The sequence below is a fragment of the Arthrobacter sp. Y3221048 genome, assembly GCF_059092685.1.
Genome location: NZ_JBNHHX010000001.1, coordinates 866,974 through 884,005, shown reverse-complemented (window position 1 = coordinate 884,005; position 17,032 = coordinate 866,974). Strand labels below are relative to the sequence as shown.

17 protein-coding genes are annotated in these 17,032 nt (G+C 69.1%); 7 read left to right on the top strand and 10 right to left on the bottom strand.

Annotated features, from left to right (window positions below):
* Positions 1-117: 117 nt before the first annotated feature.
* A complete protein-coding gene (locus AC5RVS_RS04175) occupies positions 118-558 on the top strand; it encodes an arsenate-mycothiol transferase ArsC (RefSeq protein ID WP_493989907.1) in 441 nt (146 codons plus the stop codon).
* A gap of 53 nt (positions 559-611) precedes the next feature.
* Here the strand turns inward: AC5RVS_RS04175 and AC5RVS_RS04170 are convergent, their stop codons facing one another.
* A complete protein-coding gene (locus AC5RVS_RS04170) occupies positions 612-1,913 on the bottom strand; it encodes an MFS transporter (RefSeq protein WP_494107318.1) in 1,302 nt (433 codons plus the stop codon).
* Positions 1,914-2,211: 298 nt separating this feature from the next.
* The gene (locus AC5RVS_RS04165; protein WP_493989909.1) at positions 2,212-2,751 is read right to left on the bottom strand and encodes a TetR/AcrR family transcriptional regulator; all 540 of its coding nucleotides are present in this window, start codon (positions 2,749-2,751) and stop codon (positions 2,212-2,214) included.
* A 102-nt stretch (positions 2,752-2,853) separates the two neighbouring features.
* Here AC5RVS_RS04165 and AC5RVS_RS04160 point away from each other — a divergent pair, with 102 nt between their 5' ends.
* From AC5RVS_RS04160 to AC5RVS_RS04145, 4 genes are all read left to right on the top strand, one after another.
* Positions 2,854-4,359 carry an MFS transporter gene (locus tag AC5RVS_RS04160; RefSeq protein WP_494107223.1) on the top strand — a complete coding sequence of 502 codons (1,506 nt, stop codon included), beginning with the start codon at positions 2,854-2,856 and terminating at the stop codon, positions 4,357-4,359.
* Between the two features lie 87 nt (positions 4,360-4,446).
* Positions 4,447-4,800: a metal-sensitive transcriptional regulator gene (locus AC5RVS_RS04155; RefSeq protein ID WP_494107222.1), complete on the top strand. Its 354-nt coding sequence runs from the start codon at positions 4,447-4,449 to the stop codon at positions 4,798-4,800.
* A gap of 40 nt (positions 4,801-4,840) precedes the next feature.
* The gene (locus AC5RVS_RS04150; RefSeq protein ID WP_493980104.1) at positions 4,841-5,065 is read left to right on the top strand and encodes a heavy-metal-associated domain-containing protein; all 225 of its coding nucleotides are present in this window, start codon (positions 4,841-4,843) and stop codon (positions 5,063-5,065) included.
* A gap of 127 nt (positions 5,066-5,192) precedes the next feature.
* Positions 5,193-7,643, top strand: coding sequence for a heavy metal translocating P-type ATPase (locus tag AC5RVS_RS04145; RefSeq protein ID WP_494107221.1), 2,451 nt, complete (start codon positions 5,193-5,195; stop codon positions 7,641-7,643).
* A gap of 92 nt (positions 7,644-7,735) precedes the next feature.
* On the opposite strand, the gene AC5RVS_RS04140 is transcribed toward AC5RVS_RS04145, so the two are convergent.
* Together AC5RVS_RS04140 and AC5RVS_RS04135 are read right to left on the bottom strand one after the other, a co-directional pair.
* Entirely contained in the window at positions 7,736-8,011 is a 276-nt protein-coding gene (locus AC5RVS_RS04140) for a DUF2277 domain-containing protein (RefSeq protein WP_493989913.1), read from the bottom strand.
* A 181-nt stretch (positions 8,012-8,192) separates the two neighbouring features.
* Positions 8,193-9,548, bottom strand: coding sequence for an MFS transporter (locus AC5RVS_RS04135; RefSeq protein ID WP_494107220.1), 1,356 nt, complete (start codon positions 9,546-9,548; stop codon positions 8,193-8,195).
* A gap of 348 nt (positions 9,549-9,896) precedes the next feature.
* Here AC5RVS_RS04135 and AC5RVS_RS04130 point away from each other — a divergent pair, with 348 nt between their 5' ends.
* Positions 9,897-10,574: an NADPH-dependent F420 reductase gene (locus tag AC5RVS_RS04130; RefSeq protein ID WP_493989915.1), complete on the top strand. Its 678-nt coding sequence runs from the start codon at positions 9,897-9,899 to the stop codon at positions 10,572-10,574.
* Here the strand turns inward: AC5RVS_RS04130 and AC5RVS_RS04125 are convergent.
* Complete coding sequence (locus tag AC5RVS_RS04125; protein ID WP_493989916.1) at positions 10,558-11,562, bottom strand: EamA family transporter; 1,005 nt, start codon at positions 11,560-11,562, stop codon at positions 10,558-10,560. The genes AC5RVS_RS04130 and AC5RVS_RS04125 overlap by 17 nt on opposite strands.
* 108 nt (positions 11,563-11,670) lie before the next feature.
* Here AC5RVS_RS04125 and AC5RVS_RS04120 point away from each other — a divergent pair, with 108 nt between their 5' ends.
* Positions 11,671-12,219 (top strand): CGNR zinc finger domain-containing protein, encoded by a 549-nt coding sequence (locus AC5RVS_RS04120; RefSeq protein WP_493989917.1) that lies wholly within the window; start codon positions 11,671-11,673, stop codon positions 12,217-12,219.
* A 91-nt stretch (positions 12,220-12,310) separates the two neighbouring features.
* On the opposite strand, the gene AC5RVS_RS04115 is transcribed toward AC5RVS_RS04120, so the two are convergent.
* The 5 genes from AC5RVS_RS04115 to AC5RVS_RS04095 form a co-directional block, all read right to left on the bottom strand.
* Complete coding sequence (locus tag AC5RVS_RS04115; protein WP_494107219.1) at positions 12,311-13,192, bottom strand: DUF4261 domain-containing protein; 882 nt, start codon at positions 13,190-13,192, stop codon at positions 12,311-12,313.
* Between the two features lie 43 nt (positions 13,193-13,235).
* Positions 13,236-13,664, bottom strand: coding sequence for a hypothetical protein (locus AC5RVS_RS04110; RefSeq protein ID WP_493989919.1), 429 nt, complete (start codon positions 13,662-13,664; stop codon positions 13,236-13,238).
* A gap of 102 nt (positions 13,665-13,766) precedes the next feature.
* Positions 13,767-14,378, bottom strand: a complete 612-nt coding sequence (locus AC5RVS_RS04105; protein WP_494107218.1) for a hypothetical protein — start codon at positions 14,376-14,378, stop codon at positions 13,767-13,769.
* A gap of 9 nt (positions 14,379-14,387) precedes the next feature.
* Positions 14,388-15,737: an MATE family efflux transporter gene (locus tag AC5RVS_RS04100; RefSeq protein ID WP_494107217.1), complete on the bottom strand. Its 1,350-nt coding sequence runs from the start codon at positions 15,735-15,737 to the stop codon at positions 14,388-14,390.
* 34 nt (positions 15,738-15,771) lie between these two features.
* A complete protein-coding gene (locus AC5RVS_RS04095; RefSeq protein WP_494107317.1) occupies positions 15,772-16,926 on the bottom strand; it encodes an MFS transporter in 1,155 nt (384 codons plus the stop codon).
* Positions 16,927-17,032 lie beyond the last annotated feature (106 nt).

The following is a 17,032-nucleotide window of genomic DNA, read 5'->3' as shown; positions in this document are numbered from 1 at the left end:
CACGCGCCTGCAATTATTGCCCACGCACCTATGGGTCTGCCCGAAGTTCTGGCACAGTGAGGAGAAGCAGCCGGCGCCGGCAGCGGGGCCGGGAGCCGAACGACGCGGAGGGCCGCCATGACTGCCTCAACACCGGGCACTACCCGTCCGACCGTCCTGTTCGTGGGCGTGCGGGATGCCGGCCGCTCACAGATGGCCGCGGCCTATCTCTCCCAGCTCGCCGAGGGCGGCATCGAGGCCCGCTCGGCCGGAACCCGGCCCGGAGGACGGCTCGACGCCGCCGTCGTGGAGGCCATGGCAGAAGAGGGCATCGACCTGTCCGCGGTGCGGCCCACGGCCGTCACCCACGAATCGGTCAACAAGGCGCAGATGGTGGTCACCCTGGGTTCCGGCGACGAATGCCCCGTGGTCCCGGGCCGGCGCTACGAAGACTGGGAAGTGGACGACCCCGCCGGCCGGGACGCGGCCGGAGTCCGTGCGGTCCGTGACGACATCAAGCACCGGGTGCAGCAATTGCTGTCCGAGCTGCAGCCGGCGCTGCACCCGGACGCGCAGTAGATTCCTCGCGGAGGCCGTCACGGGCTGGGTGCGGGAGCTGCCCGCGGCGGGAATCAGGTCCCCGATGCTCCGGTGGTCGCCTGCGCGTACGAGGCCGAGACCCGACGATAGACCGGGGCCAGGAAGGCCAGCAGTGCGGCGACGATCATGACGATCCCAGCGACCAAGAACACCAGGGCGATGCCTCGGGACGTGCCCTCGCCCAGGAGCGGTGCGAGCTGGGCCGAACCCTCGACCGACCGGGCATATGGAATGATCCAGACTTGGGCGATCGGTGCGATGAGGAACGCGGTGATTGGCGCAGCCGCGGACTCGAGCGCCATGGCGAATCCGAACACCCGGCCCTGCCGTTGAAGAGGAACCACCTGCTGGATGACCGTCTGCTCGGCGGCCTCCACCACAGGCACCAGGACCAGATACAGCCAGATCCCTGCGACGTACAGCCAGGCCCACTCGCGCAGCGTGAAAACCGCACCGAGGGCCCCCATCACGATCACCGCGATGAGCATGGTGCGCAACGGATTCCGCCCCAGTCCGAACTTGCCGATCATCGCGCCGCCCACGATGAATCCCGTGGAACCGAGCGCGAGGTACGCGCCCCACAGCTCCACGGGGAACAGTTCCAGGCCATAGGGATCCATGAGCGCCATGTAGACCCCGCCGATGAAGTTGTTGAAGGTGGAGAACAGGATCAGCGCGAACAGTCCGGCAATGGCCAGCACGGCGGCCAGGGAACCGCGCAGGTCGAAGCTGCCGTGCGCGTCCGTGGCGGCCGCGCGCACCTCCTCCGGCATGCGCAGGGTCAGTAGGTGCAGAAATGCCAGCGCTGTGAGCACCAAGGCGACGACGATCGTCCCGCCCATGCCCAGCAGCCCGACCGAGAGGCCGGAGAGCAACGAGGTGACGATGAACATAAGTCCCTGGACCATGCCCACCAGTCCGTTGGCATTGGCCCGCCGGTCCGGCTCGATCAGGATAGTGACAGTGGTGGAGAGGGCAATGTTGCGCATGTTCTCTACCACCGCGCCGATCAAAATGATCAGGGAGAAGACCCAGAACCACGGCCGAGTGAGGTCCAGCAGCCAGGCTTGGGGTGTCAACAGGAACATGGCCCCGGAAAGAAGGAACATCACCAAGGTGAAGGCGGCGGCGAAGCGCATCACGACCAGCTTGCGGTAGCGGTCCACGAAGGTGCCGAAACTGATGCTGGAAAGGGCTATCAGCAGCATGTACGCGCCGCCGATCACCCCGGTGGCTATCACGTTGCGCGTCTCCAGGTACACCCAAAACGTCAGGGCGAACCACAGGTAGCTGGTGGTGATGTTGGCCAAGGCCGTATTCACCAGGATCCCCATGAAAGTGCGGTACCGCTGTGCAGGGCTGCGCAAGGTCGTGTCGACTGCGTCCGGAGTTGCCAGGCCCTGCCCTTCGCCGGCCCCGCCCTGCACCGGAACAGCGGCCGCCCGCGGGGTGAAACCCGCGACCTCTTGTTGAGCCGGGGGCCCGGTCGGGCCCGGTTCCTGCTCGGTCATGCGTCCCAGTGTAGTGATCGGGCCCCGGCACGGACACAGCCAAATACCGACGATGATCCCCTGGTCCTGCCGGGAACGGATTTTCCGGGAACGGGCTGACCCTAAGCCCGGCGGCCTCGAGTCAGCCCCGGCTCACCAGCGTGTCGACCTGTTCCAGCAAGGCATCCATCTCGCCGTCGGCCAGTTGGTAGCGCTGCGCATCCGGCGAGAAGAAGGTTGCGCTGTAGTAGAGGCCGTCGCCGATCAGCTTCACGGCCTGGGCCACCGGCCGGCTGCCCAGCGCCTGCTCCAAGGCATCCAGCCACAGCTCCTGGATTCCGGCAAAGGTCCTGGCGGCGGACGGGTGACCCTGCTGGACCAGGCGCGCCACGGCCACGATCGCCCGATCCAGCGGCGAACCGACGAACTTGGACGTGCGCACGTAGTAGCGGGCCGCTCCTTCCGGGGCACTGAGGATCTGCTCCGCGTCTGCTGCAGTCAGTGCGGACAGCCGCTCGCACAGGGCCTCGACCATGGCCTCCTTGGACGGAAAGTGGTACAGCAGCCCGCCCTTGGACACCCCGGCCGCCGCCGCGACGGCATCCATCGTGGCGGCTCGTTCGCCCTCTTTGATCAGGATGTCCTCGAAGTTGTCGAGGATCCGGTCTCTCGCACTGGCCATCCATCCATCCTAGAACCCGCTCTCCGGCGGAGCTGCCACTTTGCAGGTAAACCGTCCAGACGGTACAGTAAGTCAAACTTCCCCGATCCCGAAAGACCCACCATGCTTACCGTCACCCAGCGCGCCGGGCGCCGAGAATGGACCGCCCTGGCAGTCTTGATGCTTCCGGTCCTGCTGGTCGCCGTCGACAACACCGTGCTCAGCTTCGCGCTGCCCGCGATTTCCCTGGCCTTCAGCACCAGTGGAACCACCCTCCTGTGGATCATCGACATTTATCCCCTGGTACTCGCCGGCCTGCTGGTGGCCATGGGCAGCCTGGGCGACCGGTTCGGCAGGCGCCGGATGCTGATGATCGGCGCGGCCGGTTTCGCCGCACTGTCCGCGCTGGCCGCCTTCTCCCCCAGCGCCGAACTGCTGGTTGCCGCACGCGCCGGCCTGGGCATCTTCGGGGCCATGCTGATGCCGGCCACCCTGTCCCTGATCCGGAACATCTTCACGGACCGGGCTCAGCGGCGCCTGGCGATCGCCATCTGGGCCGCCGGCTTCTCCGCCGGCGCCGCCCTCGGACCGCTGCTGGGCGGCCTGCTGCTGGAGCACTTCTGGTGGGGTTCGGTCTTTCTGCTCGCCGTCCCCATGCTGCTGCCGATGCTGGTGCTGACGCCGGCGTGTGTGCCGGAGTCGCGCGATCCTGAGCCCGGGCCGGTCGATGCGGCCAGCATCCTGCTCTCCGTCGCCGCCCTGCTCCCCGTTGTGTACGCCATCAAGCAGCTGGCCGGCGGGGGAAATTTGGCCGTCGCGGCAGCAACGTTCGCCCTCGGCGTCCTGGCCGGCTGGCTGTTCGTCCGCCGCCAGCTGGGCCGTGCCAACCCGATGCTGGATGTCCGGCTGTTCCGCCACCGCCCCTTCACCGGCGCCGTGCTGGTCAACCTGTTGGCCGTGTTCTCCCTGGTCGGCTTCCTGTACTTCGTGTCGCAGCATCTCCAGTTGGTCCTCGGACTCAGCCCGCTGCGGGCCGGCCTGGTACTGCTGCCAGGTTTGGTGGTCACCATAACGGCCGGTTTGCTCGCGTTGTCGCTGGTGCGCCGGATTGCCCCGCACCGGGTGGTGGCTTGCGCCCTGTTACTGTCCGCGGCGGCCTACGCCCTGGTGGCGTCGACCCCGGATGCGTCGGCGGTGACCCTGATGGCGGCCTTCGCGCTGCTCGGCGCAGGTGTCGGCGCCTCCGAAACGCTCTCGAATGACCTCATTTTGTCCAGCGTCCCCGCAGCCAAGGCCGGGGCCGCCTCCGCAGTGTCGGAGACGGCCTACGAGGTGGGCTCTGTCTTCGGGACCGCCGTGCTCGGCAGCATCCTGGTCGGTGCCTACCGGCGGAACATCGCCCTTCCCGCAGGACTGACCGCCGAACAGCAGCAAGCTGCCGGCGAGACCCTCGGTGGAGCCATCACCGTCGCCGGACAGTTGCCCGAACGCACCGGGGCTTCCCTGCTCGACTCCGCGGTCCATGCTTTCGATAGCGGTGTGACCGTCACCGCCGGGCTGGCCGTGGTTCTCATGGTCGCGGCAGCATGGCTCGCCTTCCGAACGCTGCGCATCCCGCAGCACCAGTGACCGGACGCAGCCGGCCGCCCGCCCGCCCTTGCGTCATACCCCTAGGGGGTATAGATTGGTTGACGTAGTCCACCGATTGAGGAAACCATGAGCCACACAGCACTGCCCGCGGAAACCGATCCCGTCACCGCCGCCGACGAGCACATCGGGCACGCCTACACCTCGGACAAGGAAGCGTACCTGCGCCGGCTCAAGCGCGTCGAGGGCCAGGTCCGCGGCATCGCCCGCATGGTGGAGGACGACAAGTACTGCATCGACATCCTCACCCAGGTCGCCGCCGTCAACAAGGCCCTGCACGCGGTGAGCGTTGGCCTGCTCGAAGACCACATCGGACACTGCGTCGTCGGCGCCGCCAAGGAATCCGAGCTCAGCGGCGACCGCCAGATCGTCCAGGACAAAGTCAGGGAAGCCTCGGACGCCATCGGACGGCTGCTGCGCTGACCTTTACGCCCAACACATACCCCACCCCTAGGAGACTGTCATGAGCACCACCACCATCAGCATCGACGGCATGACCTGCGGCCACTGCGTGGACGCCGTCACGGAAGAACTGCAGGCCCTCGACGGCGTCCGGGACGTCAGCATCGAACTCAACAAGGGCGGAATCTCCACGGCGACGGTCGATTCCGAGGCGGATCTTGACCCGGCCCAGATTGGCGAGGCCGTCGCCGAAGCCGGGTACACCGTCGTCGCGCAGAACGCCTAGGGCTAGACCGCCTTCGGACTGTACGACGGCGGCGCCCTCCGGCCGACGTACGCCCCTCTCGCGCGCCATCGGACGCGCTGCCCCGCACGCCGCCCGTCACCACACGCAGAATCGAGTCGACCAACCGATGGCCTCCCATTCCGGCACCAGGGATCCTGTAGCCGAGCCGAACCCGACCAGAACCGTTGAACTGGCGATCGAGGGCATGACGTGCGCCTCCTGTGTGAACCGGGTGGAACGCAAGCTCGGCAAGATCGAAGGCGTCCAGGCAAGCGTTAATCTGCCCCTGGAGTCCGCCGTCGTGCTCGTCCCGGACGGTGTCACCAACCAGCAGTTGGTGGACACGGTGAATGCCACCGGCTACAAGGCCCGGGTGAAGCCGCAGCCGCACTCCGCGCCCGCCCCACTGCACGGGGTCACGGGCCACGGGCACGACGGGAACCCTGAGTCGGACCACGGCACCGGCCCCGGCGGCCGGGACCGGCACGACCACTCCGGACCCGCCGGCCACGGTGAGGACGGCGAGCACGCCGATCACGTGGAGGGTGAGGACCACATGGCCCATGGCGGCACCGCCGGCCAGCTGCGGCCGCGCCTCTGGACGGCCGCCGTCCTGACCTTGCCGATCTTCATTATTTCGATGATCCCCGGCGCGCAGTTCCCGCACTGGGGCTGGGTTGCCTTCGCGCTCAGCATCCCGGTGGTGTTCTGGGCGGCCTGGCCGTTCCACCGCGCCGCGGCGATCAACGCCCGGCATTTGGCCTCCACGATGGACACGCTGGTGTCCCTCGGCGTGCTGGCGGCCTTCTTCTTCTCCGCCTGGCAGCTGGTCATGGATCCGATGATGACCGAACACGTGCACGGCAATATGGCCGAGCACGAACTGTACTTCGAGGTGGCCGCCGTCGTGGTCACGTTCCTGCTGCTGGGCCGCTATCTGGAAGCCAACGCCAAGCAGCGGGCCGGCGACGCCCTGAAGTCCCTACTCAACCTGGGCGCGAAGGACGCTACCGTGCTGCGAAACGACGCCGAGGTGAAAGTGGCGGCCGCCGACCTGGTGCCCGGGGACATCATGGTGGTCCGGCCGGGCGAAAAGATTCCCACCGACGGCTACGTGGTGGACGGGCACTCCGCCGTCGACACCTCCCTGCTTACCGGTGAATCCGTGCCGGTAGAAGTGGATGTGGACGACACCGTCACCGGTGCCACCATCAACACCTCCGGCCGGCTGCTGGTCCGCGCCACCCGGGTCGGCTCGGACACCACGCTGGCGCAAATGGGCCGCCTGGTCAGCCAGGCGCAGGCGGGCAAGGCCCCGATTGCCCGGCTGGCCGACCGGATCAGCTCCGTCTTCGTCCCCATCGTGCTGGTCATCGCCGTCGTCACTTTCACCCTCTGGATGGTCTTCACCGGCGACCTGCAGGCGGCGTTCACCGCGGCCGTCACCGTGCTAGTCATCGCCTGCCCGTGCGCCCTGGGACTGGCGACGCCCACCGCACTGCTCACCGGCACCGGCCGGGCTTCCCAGCTGGGCATCCTGATCAAGGGGCCGCAGATCCTCGAGGACACCCGGCACGTGGACACCATCGTGCTGGACAAGACCGGCACCGTGACCACCGGGCAGCAGGCGGTGGAGGGCGTGCTGGCCCTGGCGGACCGCAGTGAAGACGAGGTCCTGCTGCTGGCCGGCGCGGTCGAGGCCGGCTCGGAGCACCCGATCGCCCTGGCCATCGTTGAAGCAGCCCGCAAGGTTGCGGCACGCACCGCCACGCCGTCCGGGGCGACGGCCGGCAAGGATGCCGGACTGCCGGCCCTCTCCGATTTCCACAGCACGGCAGGCGGCGGCGTCCGCGGCACCATCACCGAACGCGACGGACGAGCCAGCACCGTCGTCGTCGGCCGCAACAACTGGATGGACGAGAACGGCATCGCCCTCACCGACACCCATCGCCGGGCCCTGCTGGAGCAGCAGCAGGCCGGGTCCACGGCGGTCTGGGTCGCCGTCGACGGCACCATCGCCGGGATTGTCAGCCTGCAGGACACCGTGAAGGAGAACTCGGCGGCCGCCATCGCACGGTTCAAGGACCTGGGGCTGCACCCCATCCTGCTCACCGGCGACAACGCAGCGGTGGCCGCCGAAGTGGCCGCCGAGGTCGGCATCGCCGCCGAGGACGTCTTCGCCGATGTGCTCCCCGAGGAGAAGGTGGCCGCGATCAAGCGGCTGCAGGACGAGGGCAAGACGGTGGCGATGGTGGGCGACGGCGTGAACGACGCCGCCGCGCTGGCCCAGGCCGACCTGGGCATCGCCATGGGCGCCGGCACCGACGTGGCGATCGAAGCCGCGGACCTGACCGTGATGGGCAGCGACCTCGGTCAGGTGGTGCAGTCCATCGAGCTCAGCCGCCGGACCCTCTCCACCATCAAGTCGAACCTGTTCTGGGCCTTCGCCTACAACACGCTCGGGATCCCGGTGGCAGCGCTCGGGCTGCTCAACCCGATGATCGCCGGCGCCGCGATGGCCGCCAGCTCCGTGCTGGTAGTGGCCAACTCCCTGCGCCTGCGCCGCTTCGGGCGGTAGCGGGCGGGGGCTGCAACCCGCCGGGCGGCACAGCAGCGTCCCGCCGGGCGGCACAGCAGCGTCCCGGCGGGCCGGTGTTTTCGGCGCCGGGCCTAGACGGTGGCCCCGTAGCGGACGGCGGCGCGGGCGCGGGCCTTCGCGGCCTCTTCCTCACGGTTCTTCGGGGGCGCCGCGGTCACCAGGTCGTCGAGCAGGTGGGCGGTGATGTGCGCGATCTCGTGCACGGCCTGGTTGAATGCTTCCTCGTTGGCCTTGGACGGCTTGTTGCTCCCGCTGACCTTGCGCACATACTGCAGCGCCGCTGCCTCGATTTCGGCATTCGTCGCGGCGGGTTCGAAGTTGTGGAGCTGGCGGATATTCCGGCACATTTCGGGCCTCCGGTTCGGATGGTGGGTGCTGGCTGGTTCCAGTTTGCTCCCCCGCCGCGGCGTCGCACCACCCCCGCACAGCACGGCCGCGGGCCCCACACCTGCCCACGCACGACGGCGGGGCCCGGCACCGTGCCGGGCCCCGCCGTCGTTCCAAGGTTCTAAGCCGAACTGCTGCCGGTTAGTGCTTGCCGGCCGGTTCCCGCTCCCGGTCCGCTGCGCCTTCCGGGGCAACCGAGGCGAGCACCGGCTTGCCCAGCATGGAAATCACCACGGCGCCGATCAGCATCGGGATGATGAACAGGAAGTACAGGTCGGTAGGCTTCCAACCGCCGTCCATCAGTGCGCCGGCAATGATCGGCGAGGCGATCGCACCCACGCGGCCCATGCCGATGACCAGACCCAGTGCGGTGCCGCGCACGTCCGAGGTGTAGTACGTGGGGCTGATGGCCAGCATGCCGGCAATCGGGGCGTTGGAGCCGAAGCCGACCAGCGCCGCGGCAAACAGCGCGCCGGCCAGCGATCCGGTGGAGAGCGAGAACGCGCCGAAGGTCAGGCCGCCGATCACGAAGAACACCGCGAGGACCTTGCGCATGGGGAAGCGGGCACCGAAGACGCCCAGCACGACGGCACCGATGATCGCGCCGACGCTGAAGAGCACGCCGGCGGTGATGCCGTCCTGCTGGCTGAAGCCGCTGGCGGTGACCAGCTTGGGGGTCCAGGAGTTGGCGAAGTAGAAACTGGCCATCAGGATGAAGTAGGCCAGCGAAATCAGGATGGTACGGCGCGCATTGACCCCGGTGAGCACGTCGGCAAAGCGGGACTTCTTCTTGGCCGGGGCCTCGGGCAGGGCCGGCAGTTCTTCCACGACCGGCTGGCCGATCCGGCGCAGCACCTTGTTGACGCGCTGCAGGGCATTCTCCGGGCGGCGGACCAGCAGGAAGTCGACGGACTCGGGGACGGCTTTCATGATGAACGGGATCATGACCACGGTGATGATCGCGCCGAACAGGAAGGCGGAGCGCCAGCCGAACGCGGTGATCAGGGCGCCGGTGGCCATGCCGCCGAGCACACCGCCGATGGGCTGGCCGATGCTGACCAGGGCCAGCGCGGTGGAGCGGCGCTTGGCGTTGGAGAATTCGGAGGCCAGCACGTTGGCGGTGGCCTGCAGGGTACCCACGGCCAGGCCCGTGATGAAACGCAGCACGACCAGCACGGCGTAGCCGGGCGCGAAGGCCGAGACCAGCATGCCCACGGCGACGACGGCGGCGCCGATCACCAGGGTTTTCTGCCGCCCGATGATGTCCGCGACGCTGGAGACGAAGATGGAGCCGATCGCCATGCCGATCAGCGCGGAGCTCAGGAGCACACCCAGCTGGCTGCCACTCAGGCCCCAGTCCTCCATCACGGCATTGGCGCTGAACGCCATCACCAGGACATCGAAACCGTCGATCATGTAGAGCGCCATGCAGATGGCGATGACGCCGACCTGCGTGCGCTTCATGGGGGCTGCCTCGATGCGGGCTCTGATATCCATGGCGGGCCTAACTTGTTGCTGATGAAGCCGCTCGGAGCGGCTACAGACTGAACGACCGGTAAGTTCGGTTGAGCAATCAACTCTATGACCCGCGCGACCCGCTCCTGTGCCACACACCATAGATATGTGAGCAAGCTCTCGTGGCGGGTGTTACAGCACCTGCAGCCGAGCCTCGTTGAGATAGACGCCGGACTTGCCGCCCAACCGCGGGCCCCGCCCAAAGCTCAGGGCGGGGAAACCCCTGCGACTTCCTCGACCGGACTGGCTCGCTCCCGATGGAAGGAGCACAGTGAGTGGTGAGGGGAGTCACACTCGAGCGGGTAAACCCGAACCGGACAGGAAACCATCATGAAAACTGCAGTCCTCGGAACCGGCAGGGCCGGCCGAACCATCGCAGCACGCCTGGCCGAGCTCGGCCACGCCGTCACCATCGGAACCCGCGATCCCGAAACCACCCTGTCCAGGACCGCGGCTGACGCCATGGGCACTCCGCCCTTCGCCGTCTGGGCCGCCGACAACCCAGGCATCGGTGTCGCCCGCTTCACCGACGCCGCGGCCGGCGCCGAGCTTATCGTCAACGCAACCAACGGCGGCGTCTCCCTGGACGCCCTGGCTCAGGCCGGGGCCGAAAACCTTGAGGGCAAGGTCATACTCGACATCGCCAACCCCTTGGACTCCAGCAGCGGAATGCCCCCGACCCTCTTCGTCAAGGACACTGATTCCCTGGGCGAGCAGATACAGCGCGCCTTCCCGGCCGCGCGCGTCGTGAAGTCCCTCAACACGCTCACCGCCGACCTCCAGGCCCGCCCCGCACTGCTCTCCGACCCCGGAACGGTCTTCGTTTCCGGCAACGACACCGATGCCAAGATCACAGTCACCGAACTCTTGAAAGATCTCGGCCATCGGGATGTCATCGACCTCGGCGACATCACGACCGCCCGTGGTGCCGAAATGATCCTGCCCATCTGGCTCCGCCTCTGGAGCGCGCTCGGCACGCCCCAGTTCAACTTCAAGATCGTCCGCTAGCCCTCTGGAGCTGCTTGGGTTTCAACGCCGGCTTGGGGCCGCGCAGTTCGTCGGCGCGGACCAGCACCACGCCCGCCACGATCAGTGCGCCGCCGACCAGTTGGATGGCCGCTGGCAGCTCGCCCAGCAGCAGCCATGCCCAGATGACGGCGAAGAGCACCTCGGTCAGCGAGACGAAGGAGGCCACCTTGGTGCCGAGCGCCCTGGCGGCCATGATGCCGGTGACATAGGACAGCACCGTGGACAGCAGTACCAGTCCGACCAGCGGCACCCACCACTGGGTCTGCCAGCCGGCCAGCTCGACGCCGGCCGTGCTGAAGGCCATCGGCAAGACCTGCACCGCGCCGAGGACGACGATGGCCGCACCGCCCACCAGCAGTCCGCCGGCGGCCAGCACGAGCGGCGGCAGCGAGTCGTTCTGCTTGGCGGTGATGAAGAAGTAGACCACCAGGCACACGGCGGCGCCGAGCCCCCACAGCACGCCGGCAACATCCAGTTTGACCGGCCCGAAGACGTCGAGGACGAGCATGAGGCCGGCCACCGCCAGCACGGTACCCGCGATGGTCGCGGGCCGCGGCAGCCGGCGGCTGGTCAGCCAGAGCCACAGCACGATCAGCACCGGCGCCAGGAACTCCAGCAGCAGCGCCACCCCCACGGAGAGGGTGGCAACGGCATTAAAGTAGAAAAGCTGGCAACCGGCCACGCCGATCAGCCCGAACAACACGATGGTCTTCCAGTTTTGCCGCAGCTGGCCCCACCGGCCGCGCAGCATAAAGGCGGCCGGCAGGAACAGCACCAGCGCCGCGCCCACCATCCGCACCGCCACCGCAGAGCCCGGCGTCCAGCCGGCCTCAAGCAGCGACTTGGCAAAGGGCCCCGAGAGTCCGAAGATCGCCGAGGAGACCAAGGCGATGCCGACGCCGGCCACGGCGGAACCCGGGGGCGGCGGGGCAGTCTGGGTGCGCTGTTCGGCGGCGGTGGAGGACATGACGGATCCTTGGGGAAGTGCGGGTTCACTCCCGGCACAGAACGGGTCTGTCAGGAGTCATGAGAGGTATACTCCTGACAATAACGCTGCCACTGTTCAGGAGTCAATGTGGTCTTTGCTCATGACACGGAGTACTCGCTGGTGGACGCGGCCCGGCTGATCAATACGGCCGAGGTCCACCCGGACACCCTCGCCAAGGTGGCGGATCTCGATGCTCTCGTGGACGACTTCGGTTTCACCGGTTCGCGCACGCATACGACGGCGGAGCTCGAGGCGGTCCGCGCCCTGCGCCCCGTGCTCAAGGAGGTCTGGTCCGCGCCGGAGGACCGCGCCGTCGTCATTGTCAATACAATCCTGGCCGACGCCGGCGCCATCCCGCAGCTGGTCAAGCACGACCAGTGGGACTACCACTTGCATGCCACCCGCCCGGACGCGCCGCTGGAGGTGCGCATGGCCGTGGAGGCGGCGATGGCGCTGGTGGACGTGATCCGCGAGAAGCAGCTGGACCGGCTGCGGATCTGCGCCGCGGACGACTGCACCGCGGTTCTGGTAGACCTGTCGAAGAACCGGTCGAAGCGCTTCTGCGATACCGGCAATTGCGCCAACCGTACGCACGTGGCCGCCTACCGGGCGCGCAAGTCGGCTGCCGCCCGCTGACCGACCGGCCGGTGCCCGGCCTGGGGTGGTTGAGCGCCCGCCTGCGGCCTGTCGGCTGCCGGCCGCCCGGCCTCACGCCCCGCCTGCGGCCCTAGCGACTGCCGGCCGAGTAGGGCGGGCCGGGATCCAGGTCGATGACAGTCCGCAGCGGCGGCAGCAGCGAATCTTCCCAGCCGGCGGTGAACCTCATGCCCTCCGGACCGTTCAGCTGGCTCTTGGACTGGATGACCGGACCGTGTTCGAACAGGTAGGCGGCCACGTTAAAGGCCAGTTCCACCATCTGGTTCGGATCCTTGTCGCGGAAGTGCACCTGCACGTCCGGCAGGCCCAGCTGGTACATGCCCAAGCTGTCCACCACCATGGCGCCCTCGTCGTTGCTGACCAGAAAGAACCGCATATTCACCGGGCCCGCCAGCGGGTGTGCCGCCTCCAGCTCCCCGGGGTCCCGCCAGTGGGAGTTGTGCAGCCACCGGACCGCGGCCGGCCGCGTCTCGGCGGCCAGCAGGCGAAGCACCCGCTGGAAGGACTCGACCCGCGGCTTGGGTTCGAAGCCGCTGGCCACCACCTCCGTCACCAGGATGCGGTGGGTGCAGCCGGGCACCTGCTGCTCGGCGTCCGGCCAGGACCAGCTTTGGTCCGCGGGGGTGGTCTCCAACGCCTCGGCCGCGGACAGCGGCCCGCGGGGAACGGCGACGCCGGTGCTCAGCCGGATCGTTTTCACGCCGGAGGCGCCGTTGATGTCGAAGGAGTGCCCGGCGTGCGGCAGCAGGGCAACGCCGTCGGAAAAGGAGGCGCCGGGGAATTCCGCCGTCAGGCGCGCCTGGAGATCCTCGCTGAAGAGTCGGGGATCCGACCGGTACCACAGCTCCGCGGCCAACGTGGTCTTGGCCTCGGGCGCTTGTCCGCCGGACGCGGCGGTGTCGCCGGGATCTGCCGGGAGGGGCAGGCGCGGGGAAGGCTGGCCGGACGTCATGCTGCCAGCTTGTCAGGCCCGGCCGGGCCGGCGCCAGCGCACATCAGCGGCGCGCGCCGCCGTCGTCGTCGTTACCCGAAAGACGATTGGTGGCCTGGTCGGGATTTGCGGCGGACTCCGCCGCCTGTTGTTCTTCCACCTGGGCCCGGCTCTGCGGCGTGCCCGGGGCCGGCACGGTGCCGGCGCCGCCCGGGATCTTCGAAGAGACGCGATGGATTCCGGAGCCCTCGCTGAGGTGGCTCGGGTTCTCCTTGGTGGACATGGTCAGCACCGCCACGATCAGCAGCGAGGCGATGAAGGCGATGCCGGCCGCCGTCACGCCGAGGTCCCAGCGCAGCAGGTTTCCGGACCCGCCGGTGGCGAAGACCATGGTCAGGGAGCCGGCGACCACGGCCAGTACCGCCGAGAAGATCAGCGGGCCCTTGACGGACATCCGTCCTTCGTCCGGACGGCCAGACGCGTTCTTGCCCACGATGATTTCCTCCTGCTGACGGATAAAGCCTGCATCCAGTCTACCGACTGTAGAAGTTGCCGCGCAGGCGCCGGTGGCCGGGACCACACGCGCGGGCGGTATTCAGCCGGCCGCCGGCTGCCTGGCCTCGTGGCGCAGGCTGAGGGCGGCAATCAAGAGGACGACGGCGATGATGATCGCCGCCCCGCCCAGCACCCCCAGCAGCGCGTGCGGGCCCAGGTGCGCGAAGAACGGCAGCGCGACGCCAAAGCCCACGGACACGGCGCCGGTGATCAGCCAGTCGCGGGCCAGCACGGAGACCGCCACACCGGTCGCGGCCGGGATACCCGCGGGCTTCCCCGGGATGTCGCCGCGGGAGGGCCGGTTGCTCCACCAGAGCATCAGCTCGGCCCCGCCGGAGACCAGCAGCGCCGCGGTGGCCAGCACGGTGAACATCGGGACCGTCTGGAGGGCGCAGGCCAGGATGCCGGCCACGGCGAGCACGGCGGCCTGCAGGAGCAGCAGCTGGCGGTGGGCCGCAGCGGCCGGCTTGCGCGCCAGCAGCCAGACCGCCCCGCCGCTGAGCAGCAGGAACAGCCCGCCGGCCAGCGCCATCACGGTGCGGTCGGGGTCCTGCCAGAAGATGGTGGTGGCGCCGAAGGCGGCGGCCACCAGGGCGCGGATCAGGACCGGCTGCCAGAATACGGCCGCCTGGGTAGTGCTCGGGATCGTCACGGTTCCAGCCTAATGTGCCCCGGTGACCATCCACGCATCGTTGCGGACCCGCCAGCCGAGCGTGGCCGCGCGCGCCGCGGTGTAGCCGAGCCCGAAGGCCGCCCACAGCCAGACGAGACCCGCAGCGCCGGTCAGCCCCGCCGTGGCCACCCACATCAGCAGGGGCACGTAGGCAACCAGATTCACGACGCCGGCAATCGCCAGGTAGCGCGCGTCGCCGGCGCCGATCAGCACGCCGTCCAGGACGAAGACAAGCCCGCAGATCGGCTGGCTCAGGGCCAGCAGCCAGATCGCGGCCGTGAACGCCTGGTGGACGGCCGGGTCGGAGGTGAAGACCCAGCCGAGCACGGGTGCCACCGCCGCCAGCAGCAGGCCGGTCACCACGCCGAATCCGACGCCCCAGACGATCATCCGGCGGGTCAGCGAGTGTGCCAGCGCCTTGTTCGAGGCGCCGAGTTCCTTCCCGATCAAGGCCTGGGCGGCGATCGCGATGGCGTCCAGCGCGAAGGCCAGGAAACTGTACATCGTCATCACCAGCTGATGGCCGGCCAGGCTCACCGGGCCCTGCGAGGTGGCCACGAAGACCGTGGCGAGCAGGGCGATGCGCATGCTCAAGGTCCGGAGCATCAGCCACGACCCCACGTGCGTGGTGGCCCTCAGGCCGACCCAGGTGGGCCGCAGCCGCACGCTGTGTTTGACCGCCCCGCGGTAGACGATGACGAGGTAGACCGCCGCCATCGCCCACTGGACCAGGCTGGTGCCCATGGCGGACCCGGCCACCGAGAGCCCCATCCCGTAGACCAGCAGGAAGTTCAGGCCGATGTTGGCCAGGAAGCCCACGCCGGCGACGAGCAGCGGGGTCTTGGTGTCCTGCAGGCCGCGCAACACCCCGGTGGCCGCCAGCACGATCAGCATGCCCGGCAGGCCGGGCATCGACCAGCGCAGGTAGTCCACCGCGAACTCCTGCACCTGCCCGCTGGCCCCCATCGCCGCCGTCAGGTCCGGCGCGAAAGCCCAGCCGGCGGCGGCCAGCACCACGCCGACGGCGAGCGCCAGCCAGATGCCGTCCCGCCCGACGCCGTACGCATCCGAAACCCGGCCGGCCCCCAGCAGCCGCGCCACCGCCGGGGTGGTCGAGTAGGCGAGGAAGATCATCAGTCCGACGACGGTCTGCACCACGGTGGCGGCCAGGCCCATCCCGGCCAGTTCCGCCACGCCAAGGTGTCCCACGATGGCCGAATCAGCCGCCAGGAAGAGCGGCTCGGCGATCAAGGCGCCGAAGGCGGGGATGGCGAGGGCAAGGATTTGCCGGTTCAGGCTCCGTCCCTGCCGCTGCTCGGCAATCTTCTCCGGGTTCACGCCCTCCAGCTTAGGCGCCCTCCGGTGGCCAACCTCACTCCCTGCCGCCGCGCCCCCGCAGGGCGGGCACCGCCGTGGCCCCCGCCACGACGGCGAGCGCGGCGGTAAACGCAACGACGCCGGTCCAGCCGAACCGGCCGAAGAAGAGGCCGCCGGCCCAGCCGAACAGGCTGGACCCGGCGTAGTAGAAGAGGTTGTAGAGGCTGGACGCCTGGGCCGCGCCGACCGTCGCCAGCCGCTGCGTCCAGCCCGACGCGATCGAATGCGCGGCGAAGAATCCGGCCGTGAACACCAACAGTCCCAGCAGGATCAGCGGTAGAGAATCGGCCAGCGTGACCGCCAGCCCGGCGATACTGACGAGGATCGCGCCCAGCAGCACGGGCAACCGGCCGGTCCGCGCCGTCAGGCCGCCGGCTACCCGGGAACTCACCGTTCCGGCCAGGTAGGCCAGGAACAGCAGGGAGGCCAGCGAGGCGGGCAGGGAGAACGGCGGCGCCTCCAGCCGGAAGCCCAGGTAGTTGTAGACGGCGACGAAACCGCCCATCAGCAGGAAGCCCTGGGCATAGAGCGCCAGCAGCGGCGCCGAGCGCAGGTTGGCCAGGATCCGCTGCCCCAGCCCGGGCCCCTGTCCGCGCGGCACCGGCCGGAAGCCGCGCGGGGCCGGTGCCAGCCGGACGAACAGCACGGCGGCAAGCGCGGCGGCGGCGCTGACCGCCAGCACGCCGGCGCGCCAGTCGGCCCACTCCCCTACCGGCCCGGCGATGAGGCGCCCGGCCAGGCCGCCCACCGTGGTGCCCGCGACGTAGGTGCCCGCCGCGACCGCCGCGTGCAGCCGCTGCACCTCCTCGTTCAGATAGACCAGGGCAACGGCGGGGATGCCGCCCAGCGCGGCGCCCTCCAGGAAGCGCAGCGCCAGCAAGGCGGGGAAATGCGGCGCCAGCGGCAGCGCCAAGCCCAGGATCACGGCGGCGCTGATCGCCCACGCCATGGTGCGCTTGCGGCCGGCGCGGTCCGCCACCGCGGACCAGGGGATAACGGCCAGGGCCAGGCCGATGGTGGCGGCGGAAAGACTGAGCGCGGCATCGGCTGCGCTGACCTGGAAGCTTCGGGCGATGCCGGGCAGCACCGCCTGCACCGAATACAGCTGGGCGAAGGTGGCGAAACCGCCGAAGAGCAGCGCCAGGAGCATGTTGCGGTATCCCCGGGTGCCTTTCGGGTGGCCTGCCCAGGGATGCTGCGCGTCACTCACGGATCCGATGCTAAGCCTGCCGCACGCAATGGTTGACCATGCCGCA

Bases quoted from the DNA above. Each gene is read 5' to 3' on its own strand.
- AC5RVS_RS04115 (WP_494107219.1), bottom strand. From the start codon at position 13,192: ATGACGTCCGGCCAGCCTTCCCCGCGCCTGCCCCTCCCGGCAGATCCC.
- AC5RVS_RS04155 (WP_494107222.1), top strand. From the start codon at position 4,447: ATGAGCCACACAGCACTGCCCGCGGAAACCGATCCCGTCACCGCCGCC.
- AC5RVS_RS04150 (WP_493980104.1), top strand. From the start codon at position 4,841: ATGAGCACCACCACCATCAGCATCGACGGCATGACCTGCGGCCACTGC.
- AC5RVS_RS04165 (WP_493989909.1), bottom strand. From the start codon at position 2,751: ATGGCCAGTGCGAGAGACCGGATCCTCGACAACTTCGAGGACATCCTG.
- AC5RVS_RS04135 (WP_494107220.1), bottom strand. From the start codon at position 9,548: ATGGATATCAGAGCCCGCATCGAGGCAGCCCCCATGAAGCGCACGCAG.
- AC5RVS_RS04160 (WP_494107223.1), top strand. From the start codon at position 2,854: ATGCTTACCGTCACCCAGCGCGCCGGGCGCCGAGAATGGACCGCCCTG.
- AC5RVS_RS04175 (WP_493989907.1), top strand. From the start codon at position 118: ATGACTGCCTCAACACCGGGCACTACCCGTCCGACCGTCCTGTTCGTG.
- AC5RVS_RS04170 (WP_494107318.1), bottom strand. From the start codon at position 1,913: ATGGGGATCCTGGTGAATACGGCCTTGGCCAACATCACCACCAGCTAC.
- AC5RVS_RS04095 (WP_494107317.1), bottom strand. From the start codon at position 16,926: ATGCTCCTGGCGCTGCTCTTCGGCGGTTTCGCCACCTTCGCCCAGCTG.
- AC5RVS_RS04130 (WP_493989915.1), top strand. From the start codon at position 9,897: ATGAAAACTGCAGTCCTCGGAACCGGCAGGGCCGGCCGAACCATCGCA.
- AC5RVS_RS04125 (WP_493989916.1), bottom strand. From the start codon at position 11,562: ATGTCCTCCACCGCCGCCGAACAGCGCACCCAGACTGCCCCGCCGCCC.
- AC5RVS_RS04145 (WP_494107221.1), top strand. From the start codon at position 5,193: ATGGCCTCCCATTCCGGCACCAGGGATCCTGTAGCCGAGCCGAACCCG.
- AC5RVS_RS04140 (WP_493989913.1), bottom strand. From the start codon at position 8,011: ATGTGCCGGAATATCCGCCAGCTCCACAACTTCGAACCCGCCGCGACG.